15 protein-coding genes and 1 pseudogene are annotated in these 14,901 nt (G+C 39.8%); 11 read left to right on the top strand and 5 right to left on the bottom strand.

The genetic code is table 11. The features are described from left to right. The first annotated feature begins 145 nt into the window (after positions 1–145). The 11 genes and pseudogenes from pgfM1 to NGI26_RS06050 all read left to right on the top strand — a co-directional run bounded on the left by pgfM1 (position 146) and on the right by NGI26_RS06050 (position 8,980). The gene (pgfM1, locus tag NGI26_RS06100) at positions 146–3,109 is read left to right on the top strand and encodes a glycosyltransferase PgfM1 (protein WP_251937623.1); all 2,964 of its coding nucleotides are present in this window, start codon (positions 146–148) and stop codon (positions 3,107–3,109) included. Between the two features lie 17 nt (positions 3,110–3,126). After that, positions 3,127–3,594 (top strand): annotated as a pseudogene (locus NGI26_RS09265) (hypothetical protein). 9 nt (positions 3,595–3,603) lie between these two features. After that, positions 3,604–3,810 carry a helix-turn-helix transcriptional regulator gene (locus NGI26_RS06090; protein ID WP_001176227.1) on the top strand — a complete coding sequence of 69 codons (207 nt, stop codon included), beginning with the start codon at positions 3,604–3,606 and terminating at the stop codon, positions 3,808–3,810. Further along, positions 3,810–4,010, top strand: a complete 201-nt coding sequence (locus NGI26_RS06085; RefSeq protein WP_251937822.1) for a hypothetical protein — start codon at positions 3,810–3,812, stop codon at positions 4,008–4,010. The genes NGI26_RS06090 and NGI26_RS06085 overlap by 1 nt, the downstream gene beginning before the upstream one ends. Continuing rightward, positions 4,010–4,207, top strand: coding sequence for a hypothetical protein (locus NGI26_RS06080; protein ID WP_251937617.1), 198 nt, complete (start codon positions 4,010–4,012; stop codon positions 4,205–4,207). Before NGI26_RS06085 ends, NGI26_RS06080 begins: the two co-directional genes overlap by 1 nt. 2 nt (positions 4,208–4,209) lie before the next feature. Next, complete coding sequence (locus NGI26_RS06075; RefSeq protein ID WP_251937614.1) at positions 4,210–4,560, top strand: PspC domain-containing protein; 351 nt, start codon at positions 4,210–4,212, stop codon at positions 4,558–4,560. Between the two features lie 13 nt (positions 4,561–4,573). Next, a complete protein-coding gene (locus NGI26_RS06070) occupies positions 4,574–5,275 on the top strand; it encodes a DUF3169 family protein (protein ID WP_251937611.1) in 702 nt (233 codons plus the stop codon). A 9-nt stretch (positions 5,276–5,284) separates the two neighbouring features. After that, on the top strand, positions 5,285–5,926 hold the full coding sequence (locus NGI26_RS06065) for a CPBP family intramembrane glutamic endopeptidase (protein ID WP_251937608.1): 642 nt from the start codon (positions 5,285–5,287) through the stop codon (positions 5,924–5,926). Between the two features lie 18 nt (positions 5,927–5,944). Further along, positions 5,945–6,160 carry a hypothetical protein gene (locus NGI26_RS06060; protein ID WP_251937605.1) on the top strand — a complete coding sequence of 72 codons (216 nt, stop codon included), beginning with the start codon at positions 5,945–5,947 and terminating at the stop codon, positions 6,158–6,160. 137 nt (positions 6,161–6,297) lie between these two features. Then, positions 6,298–8,061 carry an aspartate--tRNA ligase gene (gene aspS, locus NGI26_RS06055; protein WP_251937602.1) on the top strand — a complete coding sequence of 588 codons (1,764 nt, stop codon included), beginning with the start codon at positions 6,298–6,300 and terminating at the stop codon, positions 8,059–8,061. After that, on the top strand, positions 8,039–8,980 hold the full coding sequence (locus NGI26_RS06050) for a YitT family protein (RefSeq protein ID WP_251937599.1): 942 nt from the start codon (positions 8,039–8,041) through the stop codon (positions 8,978–8,980). The genes aspS and NGI26_RS06050 overlap by 23 nt, the downstream gene beginning before the upstream one ends. Before the next feature lie 53 nt (positions 8,981–9,033). On the opposite strand, the gene NGI26_RS06045 is transcribed toward NGI26_RS06050, so the two are convergent. From NGI26_RS06045 to NGI26_RS06025, 5 genes are all read right to left on the bottom strand, one after another. Further along, positions 9,034–10,020, bottom strand: a complete 987-nt coding sequence (locus tag NGI26_RS06045; protein WP_251937597.1) for a LacI family DNA-binding transcriptional regulator — start codon at positions 10,018–10,020, stop codon at positions 9,034–9,036. A gap of 9 nt (positions 10,021–10,029) precedes the next feature. After that, complete coding sequence (locus NGI26_RS06040) at positions 10,030–10,830, bottom strand: DUF1189 domain-containing protein (protein ID WP_251937595.1); 801 nt, start codon at positions 10,828–10,830, stop codon at positions 10,030–10,032. Between the two features lie 205 nt (positions 10,831–11,035). Then, a complete protein-coding gene (locus tag NGI26_RS06035; protein WP_251937592.1) occupies positions 11,036–11,878 on the bottom strand; it encodes a sugar ABC transporter permease in 843 nt (280 codons plus the stop codon). A gap of 1 nt (position 11,879) precedes the next feature. Next, positions 11,880–13,169, bottom strand: a complete 1,290-nt coding sequence (locus NGI26_RS06030) for a carbohydrate ABC transporter permease (RefSeq protein ID WP_502961306.1) — start codon at positions 13,167–13,169, stop codon at positions 11,880–11,882. 123 nt (positions 13,170–13,292) lie between these two features. Continuing rightward, complete coding sequence (locus NGI26_RS06025) at positions 13,293–14,561, bottom strand: extracellular solute-binding protein (protein WP_251937585.1); 1,269 nt, start codon at positions 14,559–14,561, stop codon at positions 13,293–13,295. Positions 14,562–14,901: the final 340 nt, after the last annotated feature.

The raw sequence follows: 14,901 nt of genomic DNA, 5'->3' as shown, positions 1-14,901 counted from the left end.
GGAGTAGTAGATACCTATCCTTCCCTTTTCAAGGGAAAACCCCACTTATCAAGAAGTTACAAAGCCAACATTACAATACTGGCTAACATAGCCGGTAGCAAACAGCAAACAGAAGTTGGCTAAAAACATAGAGGAGAAATCAATAATGGAAAATTGGTTGACACATTGGCAGAAAGTAAAGGAAAAATATCCGAAGGGTATCCTTTATGTCAGTAGTGCCTTGCTACCGATGACCATCATGCTGGTGGTATGGTTTTTCATGGGGAGTTATCCTTTTGGAAATAAAAGTTTAATGACCATTGTCTTTGATCAGCAGTACATTAGTTTTTATGGATTGCTAAAGAATGCCATTCTATCTGGTGATTTAAGCAGTCTGTCATACTCCTTTACTAAATCTATCGGTGGAGATATGATTGGTGAGTTGGGCTATTATTTGATGAGCCCTTTCAATATTATTTATGTTCTTCTGCCTTTAAACTACATAGGATTATCTGTTTTTCTAACAATCTGGCTCAGATATGGAGCTTTTGGGCTTTCCTTTGCTCATCTCCTGATTAAACGTTATAAGGGCGCAGAGTCAAAACGATGGATGGTTCCCTTGTTTGCAACAGCTTATGCCCTGTCTGGCATGTTGGTATCCTACCAGATGAATGTTATCTTTTATGATGCCATGTTCATGCTTCCTCTCGTCATCCTATATCTAGAGCAGTTGTTAGATGGCAAAGCGGCTTATCCATATGCCTTTGTACTTGGTCTTACGGTATTCCTTCAATTCTACATGGGCTATATGATATCGCTATTTGTCGTCTTGTATGCCTGCTATTATCTTTCGCCTCGCCTATCAGTAGAAGGGACATGGAAAGTAAAACTCAAACATTACCTTCAACCATTATGGGATGTCTTTCTCTACTCTATCCTAGGGGCTGCTTCAGCTTCGATCTTATTTGTTCCAGTATTTTTCAACTTGATTGAAAGTAAGGGACAAGCAGGAGGAGCCATGACGTTTTCCATGGCCTTTCAGATTAATCCCTTGGACATTCTATCCAAACTAACTATCGGGGGTTTTGATGCTCAATCAGGATGGGCAGCTGGACCAAACCTACCAAATATCTATATTGGAGCTGTCGGCTTTATCGGCTTTATCTTGTACTTTGTATCAAACAAGATAATCAAAGAAAGAAGATGGGCTGCGGGAGTGGTTACTCTCATCTTCTTTACTTCCTTTGTAAACGAATTTGTTAGTAAGATTTGGCATATGGGACAAAACCCTGCTGGATTTTTCTTCCGCTTTTCATGGTTATTCTCTTTCTTCATGTTGCTTCTAGCCTATCAAGCATTAAAAGAAAAATTTAAAATCTCTCGCCGAGGGAAATTACTGTCAGTTGTAGCCCTAGTCTTATCAGCAATCTACCTCTATACTAAAGACTTTACCTATCTGCCAAAGAAACAACCTGAGGCTCTAACTCTCTTTATTAATGGCCATTTTATTGCCTTCCTGATACTGGTTATATCAGCTACAGCTGCTGGGTTTTATCTATACTGGGAACACTCAGCCAAATCCCAGAAAGAAAAGGAAAGGGTATTGCTGATTGCGACTGGATTTGTGGTCGTATTAGTTTTATTGTTACAAACAGGTTATCTCTTTTCTCGTGTAGTCTTAACTCTACTCATTTACTTAGCTGTACTAGCCTTGCTACGTCCACGAATGCTTCGCTTAGCTGTCGTCTTGTTATCAACTCTGACAGTATTTGAGCTAGGATACAATGCCTATCTATCACAGGTGACCTTTAGTTATGCAAATGTTGATAAATTTGTGGATGGAACGCTCTCGGTTAAACGTGTGACGGATAAAATCCAAGAAAATGCAGATCAGCCTTTCTATAGAATTGCAACGACATTTGCCTATTCTCGAACAACTCCATCTCTGATAGGTTATCCAGGGTTGAGTACTTTTAGTTCAAATTTGGAGAGGTCCACTATGAATCAATTTGCCTATATGGGTGACCAAGGGGGCGATGAAGCAAATGAATACGAAAATGGAACTCCTCTGACGGATGCCTTATACGGTGTTCGCTACTATATGGATGTCAAAGACCTAGATCCTACTGAGAAAGAAGCTCATCCTGAGAGAATGTATTTCACACGTTTTGCCAGTCGTTTTGATATGCAGCGTTATTTTACGCAGAAGGTCTATGAAGATGAACGCTATCGTGTTTATAAAAATCCTAACTCCTTCCCAATTGCTTTTGGAGTAAATGAATTGGTTACAAATTTACAGCTTGACTTTAATAATGCTGTAAAAAACCAGAATAAGATTCTCAACTCTATGGAGGGAATTGAAAAAGGCCAGGAGAATTACGTTGATTACTTTAAGCCCCTAGCTTTTAGCGCAATTGAAACAGAAAATCTTACTGAGGAAAATGTCGACAAAGAAAAAGGAACTGCAGTCTACAAGCGGGTGGATTCTTCTAAGGATGCAGTCGTTCGCTACCGAATTACTCCTCGAACAAACTTGACCTATTACTTCTTCGTACCAGCAAGTCTAAATTCTGAGAAAGATTACTCCGTCCTTCTGAACGGCAAGTGGTTCACTCATTCCAAGAGAAATACGCAACGTCAACTATGGCAAATCGCAGACAAGGCGGAGAATCAAGAATCTGTGCTTGAGTTTCGCTTTAAAACAGACGAGGTTGACCTTTCAAATGCAGGTGTATATCGTGCAGAAATCAGTCAAATTCAAAGTGCATTAGAAAAACGAAAAGCACAAGGCCTGCAAGTTGAGAAGTTTTCAAATACTCATATTGTTGGTTCCGTGAATATTACTGATGACAGCAAATTTATGATGACCTCTATCCCTTATAGTGAGGGTTGGAAGGTGAAAGTGGATGGAAAGGCTGTCCCTGTGACAAAAGCATGGAATAGTTTTATTTCCTTCCCGATTACTTCTGGACAACACAAAGTAGAATTTACCTTCTCTCAAAAAGGAAGGGTTACAGGAGCTATATTGACGCTAATCAGTCTAACAACGCTCTATATCGTCAGAAAAGATTATAAAAAGGATGATAAAAAGCAGCTGAAAGAAAGTCAAGATGCTGCATCAGCTGAGTAAGCAATCTTCTATCGAATATAAGAAAAAATACGGTCAGGATACCACTCCTGACCTTTTTCTTTTGCAAAATGACAAAAATATTAAACTTTTTGACAAAAATACTTGTCAAAAATAAAAAGATGTGTTACAATGAAATCAAGTTAAGAAAAGTATAGTAGAAAGGAACAATTATGTGGGCATTAGGATTTGTACCTCTTGTGTTTATGTTTTATCTCTATCATACCCAAAGGGTCAAGAAACTAGAGAATAAAATCAAAAGAATTGAGCAAAAACAGAAAGGAAATAAAGAAATGTCAAGATTATTAAAAGAATTGATTGGGAAAAAACCAACAATCTTTGGACAAGTTTTTGGGACAGACAATTGGGAAGTTGTAGATGTTGATGAGGAGTGGGTCAAGCTACGCCGTGTAAATAAAAAAGGAAAAGAAAAATTCAAACTACAACGCATTGAGGATATCCAAACCGTTGAATTTGACGGAGAGTAGGTGTGTAACATGCAACTTAAAAATCGTCTAAAAGAGCTTCGGGCTCGCGATGGTCTCAATCAAACCGACCTAGCCAAGCTAGCTGGGGTTTCCAGACAGACCATTAGTTTGCTAGAGAGGGATGAATACACTCCGTCCATTATCATTGCCCTGAAAATATCTCAAATTTTCAACGAAACAGTCGAATCGGTATTTCGCTTGGAGGAGGACGAATGATGAACAAGTATAAAGTGATTTATTATCTATCTATAGTTGTGTTTATCGTAAATCTTTTGGCTATGATTGGAAGCCTATTTGGTTGGTTTACAATTGTTGAAAGTAAATACCTCTTCTGGATTAACATAGTTTTACTATTAGTCTTTAGATGGGTAGAGAGAAAGATAAAGTTTAAAGAAATCGTAAAAGGAGAAAAATGATGAACAAGTATAAAGTGATTTATTATGTAGTTTCCATAGCTTTATTGGTGGGCGTGTTTCTAATTATCGGGACAGACTTAGGCTGGTTTAATCTATATCAAAGTGAGCAATCCTTTTGGATCTACTTTGCCCTCATCCCAGTAGTTGACTGGATTGAAAAGAAATCCAAAAATCTAGCAAGTGAAAAAGGAGAATGAATATGAAAGAGTTTTTAGCAGGTTTTCAAGTCGATACAGAGAACAAAGCACTTGCAGGTGTTTGTGCAGGTCTAGGAAATTATTTTAACATCCAGACCAACGTCGTTCGTTTGATGACAGTCTTGTTGTTTCTTTCTTCAACGGAGATTGGTATTTTAACAGTTACAGCCTATGCTTATCTAGCAGGTTGGCTTGGCAATGAACCCTTGGGGGATGGAGCAAAAAAAGCTAGAAACCAAGCTATTCTCTTACTTGCTGTTTGTTTGATTTTGGTGTCACTTGGAACAGAAGGCTTGACCGCTATTTTTGAATCAGGAAAAGCTTTTGGTCAGTGGTTGGCTGGATTAGTTTAGAGGGAGGATGAATATGAAAAAGAAACGTATCATTTTTACACTGAAGCTTTTTCTTGTAGGAAATTTATTAGGAATACTTGCTGCTGTTCTTAGTCTTAATCCTTTAGGTATCAGTCAAACTCAAGTAATCTCTGCCTTATTCTCAATCTTTTTTGGTCTAGATCTGATTACGGCAATGCTAACCTTTTATTTTATTAGAAAAAGCCATAAAGCCTATCAAAGCTATCAGAGAGAAGAAGAGGATGAAGAAAACGAGCATGACTACCTTGCTACGTATCGTTTCTTAGATTATGGTGCGGTAGCTTGGAATGTTTGCCAAATTTGTATGCTATCTTGTATGCTTTTAGACTTAGGAAGTTTCGGACTATCAATGGGATCCTTACTTTTGATAGTTGTAAGTATATGTGCAGGTGTGTACTGCCTAAAAATCACCAGTAAGATTCGCAACTACAAACTTTCTATTATGGCGACGCCTAAGGAAGTTTTGGACTACCTCGATACTTATGATGAGGGAGAAAAACAGGCTGAGATGGAAGAAGCTTACTTGATCTTGTTCAAGGTCAATCAGCTCCTCATTCCTGGTATCTACGTTGTCTTAGTAGCTTTATCTGTGGTATTGGGGCAAGTACAGTTGGTTGCTCTGCTGGTGGCAGTTGTTATTCATATGTACATGAATGTGGCACAATTGCGCAAAACAAAACGTTATTTTAAATAGGAGAATATTATGAAAACACTTAAAAATATCGGCTGGTATAGCCTTGCCTTCTTATCATTTCTTATGGTCTATAGTTTTATTCAGGGCGTAGGTTTAGCCGCCTTGATAATGGGAGCACCTAACTACGTTGCTATCCCAATTTATATCTTGTTGGCAGGAATTTTCACCTTCGTTACCTACAAGTGGTATAAGACTGGCACTGTTACAATAGAAAAAACGGCTCTTAACAAATACATCTGGTTGCCTGCCTTGGTATGGATTCTTGTCATTGTTGTAGAAAATTTTTTACCAAATGATCCATCAGTCAATCAACAGATGGTAGATCAATTGGCTCAAGAACAACCTCTCTTCGCGTTCTTCATGGCAGTCGTCTTTGCACCCCTGACAGAAGAGTTAACCTTTAGAGGTATGTTGGCTCGCTTTGTCTTCCCTCAGCAAGATAACATCAAGCAAACAGCTCTCTTTCTTCTTGTAAGTAGTCTCATTTTTGCTCTTGTTCATTTTCCTGGAACTCCACTACAGTTCCTAGTTTATGCTTCACTTGGGTTTAGCATGGGCTTGGCTTATATCAGCAAGGGTGGTTTAGCTTATAGTATAGCCCTACATGCTTTGAATAATTTAATCGCATTTTTAATGATAGTCATGCTATAATAGACTCAGGAGGAAATCATGAAACGAGTACTATTATTAGCAATCATTCAGGCTGTATTTCTCTTCTTTGTTATCGGTCTACTTGTCTATTTCATTAAGGGAGATTTCTTTTATAATAATCTAGCGGTTATCTTTGCTCCTATCGCCGGGGTTATACGATTTGCGACGGCTTATGTGACAGAAATTGTCCTACCTAAGAAGACGGAAGAGATTGCAAAAAAGCGTAAAAAATAAAGAAAACCCAAATCCAGCAAATGACTTTGCTGGATTTTTTTATTTATCGCAGGAAACTCTCAACTTTTCTGATGATTTTCATGAAGAGCCTGCGCTTTTATGGTAAAATAGTAACAGAATACAAGAGGAGAGAAGAAATGAAACGCAGTATGTATGCTGGTCGTGTTCGTGAGGAACACATCGGACAAGAAATTACCTTGAAGGGTTGGGTTGCCCGTCGTCGTGACCTTGGTGGCTTGATTTTTATCGACCTTCGTGACCGTGAAGGGATTATGCAGTTGGTCATCAACCCTGAAAAAGTATCAGCAGAAGTGATGGCAACAGCTGAAAGCCTTCGTAGTGAATACGTCATCGAGGTGACTGGTCAGGTTGCAGCACGTGAACAGGCCAATGATAAATTGGCGACTGGAGCAGTTGAGCTGGATGTAACAACTCTTACGGTGCTTAACACAGCTAAAACAACACCTTTTGAAATCAAGGATGGGATTGAGGCAAACGATGATACGCGTCTACGTTACCGTTATCTTGACCTTCGTCGTCCAGAAATGCTGGAAAACCTTAAACTTCGTGCCAAGGTAACGCATTCTATCCGCAACTACTTGGATGAGTTAGAATTTATTGATGTGGAAACACCATTCCTTTCTAAGTCAACACCAGAAGGGGCTCGTGACTATTTGGTGCCTTCTCGCGTCAATAAAGGGCAGTTTTACGCACTTCCTCAAAGTCCACAGATCACCAAACAGTTGTTGATGAATGCGGGATTTGACCGTTACTACCAAATCGTCAAATGTTTCCGTGATGAAGATTTACGTGGAGACCGTCAGCCTGAATTTACCCAGGTCGACTTGGAGACTTCATTCCTGACTGAGCAAGAAATCCAAGATATCACAGAAGGCTTGATTGCGCGTGTGATGAAGGAAACAAAAGGGATTGAAGTAACGCTACCATTCCCTCGTATGAAGTATGATGATGCTATGGCTCTTTATGGCTCTGACAAGCCAGATACGCGTTTTGACATGTTGCTTCAAGACTTGACAGATCTTGTCAAAGGTGTGGACTTTAAAGTCTTCTCAGAAGCACCTGCAGTTAAAGCCATCGTCGTTAAAGGTGCAGCAGATAACTACTCACGTAAAGACATTGACAAGATGACAGAAGTAGCCAAGCAGTATGGTGCTAAGGGTCTTGCTTGGGTCAAGGTTGTTGATGGTGAATTGAACGGACCGGTTGCTAAGTTCCTGACTGCCATTCAAGGCGATTTAACAAGTGAGCTTGGTCTTGAAGATAAGGACTTGGTTCTCTTTGTGGCGGATACGCTTGAGGTAGCAAATGCAACACTTGGTGCCCTTCGTGGCCGCATTGCTAAAGAACTTGGCTTGATTGATAACGACCAATTTAACTTCCTTTGGGTTGTTGACTGGCCAATGTTTGAATGGTCTGAAGAAGAAGGCCGTTATATGAGCGCCCACCATCCATTTACTCTTCCTCAGGCAGAGACTGCTCATGAACTCGAAGGGGATTTGGCTAAGGTTCGTGCTATTGCCTATGACATCGTCTTGAACGGTTATGAACTTGGTGGTGGTAGCCTTCGTATCAATCAAAAAGAACTCCAAGAACGTATGTTCAAAGCTCTTGGCTTCTCGGCTGAAGAAGCTAATGACCAGTTTGGTTTCCTTTTGGAAGCCATGGACTATGGATTCCCACCACACGGGGGCTTGGCTATCGGTCTTGACCGTTTTGTGATGCTCTTAGCTGGAGAAGAGAATATCCGTGAAGTCATTGCCTTTCCTAAGAACAATAAGGCAACCGACCCAATGACTCAAGCTCCATCAACAGTCGCTCTTAAACAACTAGAAGAACTCAATCTACAAGTAGAACAAGATGAAACAAGCAAAACGAATTAAGCGGTGGCGCTATTATCTGCGCCGATTTGCTTATCAGATAAAAATCTTACGAGTTTTACAAAGTATCTCTCGGGAAAAATATGATGAGAAAGTATCGGCTTCTCTGGTTTATGGCTTTTTGTCAGCAGTAGCAGTCAATTTCTTTTTTCAACCAGGACACGTTTACTCCAGTGGCGCAACGGGTCTAGCACAGATTATCTCAAGCCTTAGTAACTATTGGTTTCATTTCCACATCCCAATCTCTGTCGCATTCTATTGTATCAATGTTCCACTCATGATTTTAGCTTGGCGACAGATTGGCCATAAGTTCACGATTTTTACCTTTATCACGGTATCCATGAGCTCGTTCTTTATCCAGTTTGTGCCAGTGGTGGTCTTGACAGAAGATCCCATCATCAATGCCCTGTTTGGGGGAGTCGTCATGGGGCTAGGAATCGGATTTGCTTTACGCCATAACATTTCCAGCGGTGGAACGGATATTGTCAGTCTGACCATTCGTAAGAAAACAGGTCGTAATGTCGGAAGCATCTCTTTCTTGGTGAACGGTACAATTATGCTGATTGCAGGCTTGACCTTTGGATGGAAATATGCTCTCTATTCTATGATTACCATCTTTGTTTCAAGTCGTGTAACAGATGCAGTTTTCACCAAACAAAAACGCATGCAGGCCATGATCGTCACTAGCAATCCAGATGCAGTCATTGAGAAAATCCACAATAAATTGCACCGTGGAGCGACCATGATTCATGATGCTGAAGGAACTTATAACCACGAACGTAAGGCGATTTTGATTACAGTTATCACTCGTGCGGAGTTCAATGATTTTAAACAAATCATGAAACAAGTTGATCCAACAGCCTTTGTATCTGTCTCGGAGAATGTCCATATTCTAGGACGATTTGTCGAGGTTGAAAACTAGTTGTTCAGATAAATAGAATACAAAAAAACCAACTCGAAAAAGAGAGTTGGTTTTTATTTTTCAACGATTTTGTGTGCAATCACTTGACGATAGCAGATTTGACGATTTTCTTTGACATCATTGATGATTTGAAGAATGGTTTCAAATGAAGTCCGGCCAAGAGCAAGACTATTGATATCAACATAGGCAGCTAGATTCAACCTTGGATTTACTGAGTCAAAGCTGAGGACTGGAACGTCAAGCTGGTGTTCGTTGAGGTAATTACATACACCTTCAGCCAAGAGACTATCAGTTGTGATAATTGCATCGGTCTGAGGGTTGTGTTTAAAGAGTTGCTTACTAAAGTTATAGCCCTTTTCTTCTAGAAACTCGTCTGCAAAGAAGGTACGTTGGCTATCAAGGGGTAGATTGTGTTCTTGAAGAGCTTGCTCGTAACCTGTCAGACGGTCCTGAGTAACGAAGAGCTTCTTGGTACCACCAATGAAAGCAATTCGACTACATCCTTTTTTGATGAAATACTCGGTCGCATCAAAACCAGCTTGAATATTATCATTATCAACAAGCGGAATAAAAGGGGAAAGTGATTTTCCAAGAATGAGGAAGGGAAATTGCTCATTGACAACTAGTTGTACCAAGGGATCATTTTCTTGAGCATACAAGAAAATCAGACCGTCCACACGTTTTCCGTAGACCATTTGTGAAATGGCGTTTAAACGTTCTTTTTCATCCTTACCGGTCGCAATCTGAATGGCATAGTGATTCTCTGAGGCAACCTGTGCAATCCCCCTAAGAACAGAAGGGAAGAAAGGATTTTGGTAGAAAACGTCTGAATCATCTGGAAGTACCAAGCCAATAACTTGCGTATAACTGCTAACGAGACTTCGAGCATTAAGGTTAGGATGATAATTGAGTTCTTTCATTGCCTTTCGAACTCGTTTTTTAGTCTCGTCGCTAATCGTAGATTTGTTTTGAATAACACGGGTTACGGTTGAAGGTGAAACTCCTGCAGCCTTGGCCACGTCTTTAATCGTAACAGGCATAATAATCTCCTACTTTTGGTAGTCTGGATCACGATAATGAGTCTTATAAAAGATAGTGACCAGGTATAGAACAAATAAAATGTTTTGAACAGTAATCAAAGTCGTCATATTTTGGCCCAAGAGACCTAGAATCAAGGTAATGAAAGTTGGTAATCCTAAACAGTTCAAAATAAAATGATAGCACTCTTTATAGGTCTTAAATGAGAAGAGACGTGATTTTTTCGTAAAGTAGAGCAAAAGGCTAGCGCCTAAAGCGACAATGAAAAAATTAAGCCCAAAGAGGGAACTAGCGACTAAGACCAGGAAGAGGCTAATATAGACACGATTCTGTTGATACCAGTCTTTGGAAATAGCCTGAGTCAAGCTTTCCTTGTTTTGGAAGCTCTCTGTTGTAATAGCGTGATAGCGGATACTGGTTAACTCTTTTCCTTGCTTACTGATGACGAGTTGCTCGGGTTCAAAGCTAAGAAGTAATTCTTCAGGGAAACTTGAAGGAGCAGTAGCGCCGATTTGTACAGAAGCTTGATGGGGAGTTGTCCCTGTATAGCTTAGCTTACCATCGACAATCTGGGCATTGGTAGCCAAATCTTGAACCACACTATCCGTCAAAGGTGCGTAGACATCATCGATAAAGGTTTCCAAAGGATAGGTTTCCTGAGAACTGTTCTGGATAGCAATTGGCACCATCGACAAGCTAATCAAGAAAATACTGGTAAAAATCAGTTGAAACCAATTTAGACCGAAACGATGAGATAGGGGCTTACGAAATCCCCAAATACTATTAAAATAAGAAAATGGATATGGTAACATAAATCTCTTTCTATAGGCATTTTTCTATACGAGTATTATATAGAGAAATGTTTTTTATTTCAAGCGGGGATAGTAGAATCCTTGGTAAAAGTGAATGTTTGTTAGGATTTGTCCACTAACTAACAAGGTAATTTCTGCAAGCTCTTATTTCTCAAAAGCGAATCGATGTACAAGTACAAAAATGAAAAAGGGTGGCGAGGGTATATTACCCCTTGTCGCCACCGCTTGTAAGTCCTGAAACGAAGTTCTTTTGCAAGAAGAAGAAAAGTGTACAGATTGGAAGAGCGATGAGGATAGCACCTGCTGAGAAGTAGGCAATCTTCATGTTCTTCGCATTGTTGACGAAGGTTTGTAGACCAACGGCAACTGTAAAGTATTCTTTTTCACGAAGCAAGAAACTAGAGAGGATATAGTCTCCGAAAGGTCCCATGAAGGCCCAGAGTGCTTGTACTGCAACCATCGGGCGAACAAGAGGGAGAACGATTTGCCAGAAGCGGCGGAAGTGTCCTGCACCATCAAGTTTTGCAGACTCATCAAGAGACATTGGCACGGTGTCAAAGTAACCTTTCATCAACCAAGCATTCATAGGGATACCACCACCGACATAGAGGAAGATGAGGAACCAGCTATGGTTAAGGGCGTTCAACATGAGGGCCATAACGAAGAAGGCAGTCAAAGCGGCCATTGTTGGTACCATTTGGATAATCAAGAAGAAGACCAAACTTTGTTTACGAGCCAAGAAATTGTAACGACTGTAGGCATAACCAGCAAGGACGATAATACTTGTCTGAACGACCATAGTGATCAAAGCGATAATCAAAGTGTTGAGGTACCATGTTCCGTACAAGGTTTCAGTGAAGAGTCCTTTGAAGTTGTCAAAACTAAAGTTGACATTACTGTCGAGTTTAAAGGCTACGACGTTACCAGACTTGAAGGCAGACATAATCGTAATTAAAAGAGGATAGATAATAACAATTGAAAGTCCAATCAAGTAGAGGTAAGTAAGGCTTTGAGTCAGTCTACGTTTGAGTTTAATTGAGTTATTCATCTTAGACGTCCTCCATATCAAATGCGTGTAGTTTCTTGAATGCAATCATAGAAATAGAGATAACGATGATTGAAATAATCAAGGTAACGGCAGCGGCCATAGAGTATTGAGGAGCTGTACCAGTTGTCAAACGATAAATCCATGAAATCAAGATATCTGTTGAACCAGCTCCACCACCTACACTACCAGGTCCACCACCATTGAAGAGGTACATGATAGAGAAGTTGTTAAAGTTGAAGGTGTATTGGCTGATCAAAGTAGGTGCCGCAACGGCCAAGATCATTGGGAAAGTGATGTTGCGGAATTTTTGCCAAGCATTTGCACCGTCGATGTAAGCTGCTTCGTACAAGTCATTTGGAATAGATTGTAGGATACCGAGTGTCAAGACATAGATATAAGGGAAACCAAGCCATCCTTGCATCATAATCAAGGCAACCTTAGTCCAAGTAGGGTTTGTTTTCCAAGGGATTAGTGCTCCATCGAGGAATGGAAGAACCTTAGCAAAGAGAGGGATTACTTGAGTATTGATAGCACCAACACTATCGTTGAACATATTTGAGAAAGTCAAGATAGTGATAAAGGCTGGAACAGCCCAAGGAAGAAGGAAGATAACACCAAAGATACGTTTACCTTTGATAAATGGTTGGTTAGCAATGATTGCCGTAAAGATACCAATCACAATCTGCAAAGTAGAAGCAGATAGAGCCCAGATGATTGTCCAAGAAAGAACGGCACCAAAGGCTGAACGGAAGGTACTCAAGCTCCAGATGTTTGTGAAGTTCGTCAATCCAACCCAGTCCAACAATTTATTTGGTGGTAAATGTTGGAAGTCATAGTTGGTAAAGGCAATCATCAAGGTTACGATAACAGGGAAGATAATCGCAAATGTCATCGCTACATATGATGGGATGATTAAAAGGTATGGGAATCCATTCTCATAAATACCTTTGATCATATCCTTGAAGGTACGAGCTACAGGAATACCGTTGTTGATACGTTTAGCAGTCGTATGTGCATCTTTAATGTTGAAAATATAAAATGCTAAATAAACAATTACAAAAATAGAGTGGAAAGCACCACGAATCAACATGAAAAGAGAGTTGTCACGGCCCGGTTTTGTACCGAGTGTAATCAAGTTACTCAATTCAGGTGATGCAAGTGCAATAAAATAGAGGACAAAAACGACTGTTACAGCTAGGAAGATAAAACCTTTAGCTTTTTGTTTGTTATAGATTTGCCCCAACCCAGGAATCAATGAAAGCAAGGCTGCTTTTTTTGGTTGTTGTTCCATGAGTACTCCTTTCATAGGATGCGAGCTAAGAGCTCGATGCTAATCAGCAAGTTTGCCGAAAACATTGTTAATGTATCTAAAAATCAAGGGAGATGTTTAAATTATCTCCCTTGAAGCAATCAATTAGTTACCAAATTTTTGTTGGATTGTTTCTTTGATCAATGTTACAGCATCGTTAGCAGCTGTTTTCGCATCTTTCTTACCACTTACAGCATCAAAGAGCATAGTTTTCGCTGGGTCCCAAACTGTTGACATTTGTGAAATGTTTGGCATTGGTTGAGCATTCTTGAACTGTTTGATAACAGCTGTAGTCAACTCATCGTTTTTGCCTTCAGCGTATGCACGTGCTTCAGTGTTAGCTGGGATTTCGTTTGTTGCATCGTAGAATGCTTTTTGTTGTTCAGTTGAAACAAGGAAGTCTACAAATTTTTGAGCGCCTTCAAGGTTTTTAGTGCTTGATGGGATGATCCAAGCTTTTCCTCCACCAAAGGCTGCGTAGTTTTTACCGTTTGGAAGAGTTGGGATAGTTGCAACACCGTAGTTTACTTTAGCGTCTTTGAATGCTTGAGCTTTCCAAGGACCATCGATGATAGCAGCTGTTTTACCTTCTTGGAATTGAGTTTGGATCAAGTTACCAGCACCTTCAGTATCTTGCATACCTTTAGGCCATTTTTCGTACCAAGTTTTAGCGTATTCGATACCTTTGATTGCTCCATCGTTAGCAAGACCGATGTCTTTAGGATTTTTACCATTATCACCAAATACGTAAGCTCCGTTACCAGCAAGAAGTCCGTATGCGTAGTAGAAGTTAGTCCAGTCAGCTAGGAAAGCAGTAGTTTTTCCTTCTTCTCCAGCGAAAGCGTATTTGCTATCTTTAGCAAGTTCTTCTAATTCAGCAAATGTTTTTGGAGCTTCTTTAATCAAGTCTTTGTTGTAGTACATAACAAGTGACTCGATAACAGCAGGAGCACCGTAAACTTTACCACCAACAGTTACAAGAGATTTAGTAGTGTCGTCTGTTTTAGCACCGTCGCTCAAAGTAACTTCTGAAAGTTGTCCGTCAGTACCAAGGCTACCTACACGGTCGTATGGAGCCATCATAACGTCAGCAGCTTTACCTGATTGGTTGTCAAGTGAAAGGTTGTCAAGTCCACCTAATTGGTCACCAGTTTTAATATTAACTTTTACACCAGCTTCTTTTTCGTAAGCTTTGGCAGCAGATTCTGCGAATGCTTTATATTGGTCTTCAACGTAGAAAGTGATTTCTTGACTTCCTGATGCAGAAGAATCAGCAGCTTTATCAGCAGTTTTGCTTCCACAAGCCACCAAAAGCAAGCTAGCAAGAGTAGCAGTACCAAGTACAGCTGCGCTCTTCATGAATTTAGTTGACATAGTGTATTCCTCCTAAAGAATAACAAATTTTAATTTCGAGGAAACGCAAACGTTTTCCCTTATGACCATAGTATAGCACAAACAGAAAACGGTTGCAAGAGATTTTTTGAAAAATTTTTAAAAAGTTTAAAATTAAGAAGAAGCGTGAAATGTCGCTATAATAGGAAGAAAAAGTAAAAAATCAAGAAAAACGTTCGGAAAATAGACAAATGGAAACGATTGCGCAATTTTTCCGAAAAAATTATAAAAGTTATAGAAGAGGATATAGTAAATTTTGTTTTTAATAATCTAAATAAAATAAAAACTTTTTTACAAACGCTTGCATTTCTTTTGGAAATGG

This window comes from Streptococcus sp. Marseille-Q0941, from assembly GCF_943736975.1.
Classification (GTDB): Bacteria; Bacillota; Bacilli; order Lactobacillales; family Streptococcaceae; genus Streptococcus.
Note: the sequence above shows the minus strand (reverse complement) of the source record. Positions and strands in the feature narration are given on the sequence as shown.

Excerpts from the sequence above, each read along its gene's own strand:
- aspS (WP_251937602.1), top strand. The coding sequence starts at position 6,298 with ATGAAACGCAGTATGTATGCTGGTCGTGTTCGTGAGGAACACATCGGA.
- NGI26_RS06030 (WP_502961306.1), bottom strand. The coding sequence starts at position 13,169 with ATGGAACAACAACCAAAAAAAGCAGCCTTGCTTTCATTGATTCCTGGG.
- NGI26_RS06050 (WP_251937599.1), top strand. The coding sequence starts at position 8,039 with ATGAAACAAGCAAAACGAATTAAGCGGTGGCGCTATTATCTGCGCCGA.
- NGI26_RS06060 (WP_251937605.1), top strand. The coding sequence starts at position 5,945 with ATGAAACGAGTACTATTATTAGCAATCATTCAGGCTGTATTTCTCTTC.
- NGI26_RS06090 (WP_001176227.1), top strand. The coding sequence starts at position 3,604 with ATGCAACTTAAAAATCGTCTAAAAGAGCTTCGGGCTCGCGATGGTCTC.
- NGI26_RS06035 (WP_251937592.1), bottom strand. The coding sequence starts at position 11,878 with ATGAATAACTCAATTAAACTCAAACGTAGACTGACTCAAAGCCTTACT.
- NGI26_RS06065 (WP_251937608.1), top strand. The coding sequence starts at position 5,285 with ATGAAAACACTTAAAAATATCGGCTGGTATAGCCTTGCCTTCTTATCA.
- NGI26_RS06075 (WP_251937614.1), top strand. The coding sequence starts at position 4,210 with ATGAAAGAGTTTTTAGCAGGTTTTCAAGTCGATACAGAGAACAAAGCA.
- NGI26_RS06045 (WP_251937597.1), bottom strand. The coding sequence starts at position 10,020 with ATGCCTGTTACGATTAAAGACGTGGCCAAGGCTGCAGGAGTTTCACCT.
- NGI26_RS06025 (WP_251937585.1), bottom strand. The coding sequence starts at position 14,561 with ATGTCAACTAAATTCATGAAGAGCGCAGCTGTACTTGGTACTGCTACT.
- NGI26_RS06040 (WP_251937595.1), bottom strand. The coding sequence starts at position 10,830 with ATGTTACCATATCCATTTTCTTATTTTAATAGTATTTGGGGATTTCGT.
- NGI26_RS06085 (WP_251937822.1), top strand. The coding sequence starts at position 3,810 with ATGAACAAGTATAAAGTGATTTATTATCTATCTATAGTTGTGTTTATC.
- NGI26_RS06080 (WP_251937617.1), top strand. The coding sequence starts at position 4,010 with ATGAACAAGTATAAAGTGATTTATTATGTAGTTTCCATAGCTTTATTG.
- NGI26_RS06070 (WP_251937611.1), top strand. The coding sequence starts at position 4,574 with ATGAAAAAGAAACGTATCATTTTTACACTGAAGCTTTTTCTTGTAGGA.
- pgfM1 (WP_251937623.1), top strand. The coding sequence starts at position 146 with ATGGAAAATTGGTTGACACATTGGCAGAAAGTAAAGGAAAAATATCCG.